This window comes from Streptomyces sp. NPDC026673 (assembly GCF_040638135.1).
Taxonomy (GTDB): Bacteria; Actinomycetota; Actinomycetes; order Streptomycetales; family Streptomycetaceae; genus Actinacidiphila.
The window spans coordinates 1-2,412 of record NZ_JBEZXR010000173.1 but is presented as its reverse complement, the minus strand read 5'-3'; the positions used below and the strand labels follow the sequence as shown (position 1 = coordinate 2,412).

The window sequence follows — 2,412 nt, the reverse complement described above, 5'->3', positions numbered from 1 at the left end:
GGCGACGTCGGTCACGCGGAAGGTGTCGTCCACCTTCAGCCAGTCGCCCGGGGTCAGGCCGATCGTCTCCAGCCCCAGGTCCCAGGTGTTCGGGGCCCGGCCGGTGGCGAACAGGATCTCGTCCGCCGCGAGCTGTCCGCCGTCGGCCAGGGTGATCCGCACCTCGCCGTCCTCGCGGACCAGGGACGCCACCGAGGTGTTGAACCGGATGTCGACACCCGCGTCCCGCAGCCCGTCGACCACCAGCTCGCCGGCGAACGGCTCCATCCGCTGCAGCAGCCCGTTCTCGAGGACCAGCATGGTCACCTCGGAGCCGAGCGCCTGCCAGGCGGTGGCCATCTCGACGGCCACCACACCGCCGCCGACGATGGCCAGGCGCCCGGGCACCTGGTCGGCGCTGGTCGCCTCACGGCTCGTCCACGGGCGAACGCCCTCGAGACCGGGAATGGGGGGCAGCGCCGCACGGGTACCGGTGGACACGGCCACCGCGTGCCGCGCGGTCAGGGCGACGGTGTCACCGTCGGGGGTCCGCACGGCCACCTGCCTGGGGCCGGTGAGACGGCCGTGGCCGCGGATCAGATCGACCGAGACCGAGTCCAGCCAGTCGACCTGGTCCTCGTCCTTCCAGTACGAGGCCATCTCGTCGCGGTGCGCCAGCACGGCGGCGGCGTCCAGCGGCCCGGTCACCGCCTCACGCAGCCCGGGAACGCGCAACGCGTCCGCCCGCGCCACCACTGGACGCAGCAGCGCCTTGCTCGGGTCGCAGGCCCAGAACGAGCACTCCCCGCCCAGCAGTTCGCGCTCCACGATCACCGTGCTCAGCCCGGCGGCACGAGCGCGTTCGGCAACGTTCTCGCCGACCGGCCCCGCGCCGATGACGATCACGTCGTACGTGCGGGTGGTCTCCTTCATCTCTGCTCCGTACTGGTGTGGGGGGAATCAGGTCGGGAACTCCGGGGCCCGGGTGGCTGCCGGCATGCGCTCTGACGGTTGCCTGCGGCCAAGGGAGGAGGCGTGGTGCCGGCTCAGCGGCCGGGGAGGCGCTGGCTGACTTCCTGGAGGACCCAGCCGTTGCCGTCGGGGTCGCTGAAGGTGAGGTAGGAGCCGTAGGAGGCGCGCTCGGGGTGCAGGCCGGCCTTGCGCTGCTGCCCTTCGCCCTCGTGGACGCACCCGCCGCCCTGGTGGCCGTGGTGGAGCAGGCCGCCCTCGTCGTGGAAGATCTCGCTGACGTCGATGCCGCGGCCCACGAGGTCCGCGCGGGCCTCGTCGATGTCGGACACGATCAGGTACAGGCCCTGGAACGAGCCCGGGGCGATGGGGGTCATCCCCTCGCCGAAGATGATCGAGCACTCGGAGCCGGGCGGCGTGAAGTGCACCACCCGGAAGTCGTCACTGGCCGTGTAGTCGACGTCCAGGCGGAAGCCGAGCCTGTCGTAGAAGTCCTTGGCCCGGTCGATGTCGGAGACGGGCAGCACGATCATTTCGAGCTTCAGATCCATGGGGATGTCCTTCGGATGGTGATTCTTGAGTGGCGAAAGGGCAGCGCACGATGCGCCACGTGTTCATTGATGTGATGACGCCGGCACAGCGGCACGTTCAGCCCGGATGCCACAACGGGCACATGCGGTCGGGCAGGGGGTCAGCCGGCTACCGCCGGCTCCGACCCACACCGGAAAGGTACCCGCCACTACACTTTCACGCAAGTAACGCTTGCACATTTAACGAGTGTCAAAGGTATTTTTCTTGATCGAAAGCACGCGGCTAGGCGATGATTTCTTGGGTTTCCGCAGGTCGCGGGGGTTGTGCTCCTCAGTCACACACCCTTCCCCGCGCCCTGAGGGGATGGCGCGTACTGATCCCTTGCGTCACATGGGCCCCTTGCGTTCGGCACACGCAGCGCTGGGAACAGTGACGCGTCAGCTCTCGTCGACCGCGGTGGGGCGTGAGGGGCCTTCCGGTGGTCGGTGGTCGTTGTCGTCCCCACCGAAACCAGAAGGCCCTCACCCGCTTGTGCGTGTACCGGGGGTGTCACCCCCTCCTGGGGCAACACGCCGGGGTCTTCAGCCGGTATTGTCGTCTTTCGTGTCGAGGTCGGGGCGGGGCCGAAGGCCTGGCAGCAGGGATGGGAGTGTGACGTCGGCGGGGTGGGTGGCAGCGTGGTGGCGTGGTCGGGCACTGATGTCACCGGGGCCGGTGCTGGGAGCCATGAAAGTCTGAAGCGGGGCCGCTTCGTTCTGGATGGCGTCGAAGACGGCGGTGATCTTGCTGCCGAGGCCGTCGAGCTCGGCAGGCAACATGCCCCGCAGTTGGGTCCAGGCCTTGCGGTGATTGCTGGAGAACGCCGAGAGCGTCTCGATCGGCTGGAGGGATCCGTCCCTGCGGTACGCGGCGGCGAGCAGGCGGTGGCCCTCG

Annotated in this window: 2 protein-coding genes and 1 pseudogene; all 3 read right to left on the bottom strand. The window is 69.2% G+C overall.

What is annotated here, in order from left to right; genetic code table 11:
- Positions 1-912 (bottom strand): NAD(P)/FAD-dependent oxidoreductase (locus tag AB0F62_RS42640; protein WP_361812270.1); only part of this gene is annotated, 912 nt, incomplete at its 3' end.
- Positions 913-1,025: 113 nt separating this feature from the next.
- Positions 1,026-1,499 (bottom strand): VOC family protein, encoded by a 474-nt coding sequence (locus AB0F62_RS42635; protein WP_361795099.1) that lies wholly within the window; start codon positions 1,497-1,499, stop codon positions 1,026-1,028.
- A gap of 561 nt (positions 1,500-2,060) precedes the next feature.
- Positions 2,061-2,412, bottom strand: a pseudogene (locus tag AB0F62_RS42630) (hypothetical protein); the annotation flags it as partial.

What these genes read in the sequence shown, in the direction of transcription:
- AB0F62_RS42635 (WP_361795099.1), bottom strand. Translation starts at nt 1,499, where the DNA reads ATGGATCTGAAGCTCGAAATGATCGTGCTGCCCGTCTCCGACATCGAC.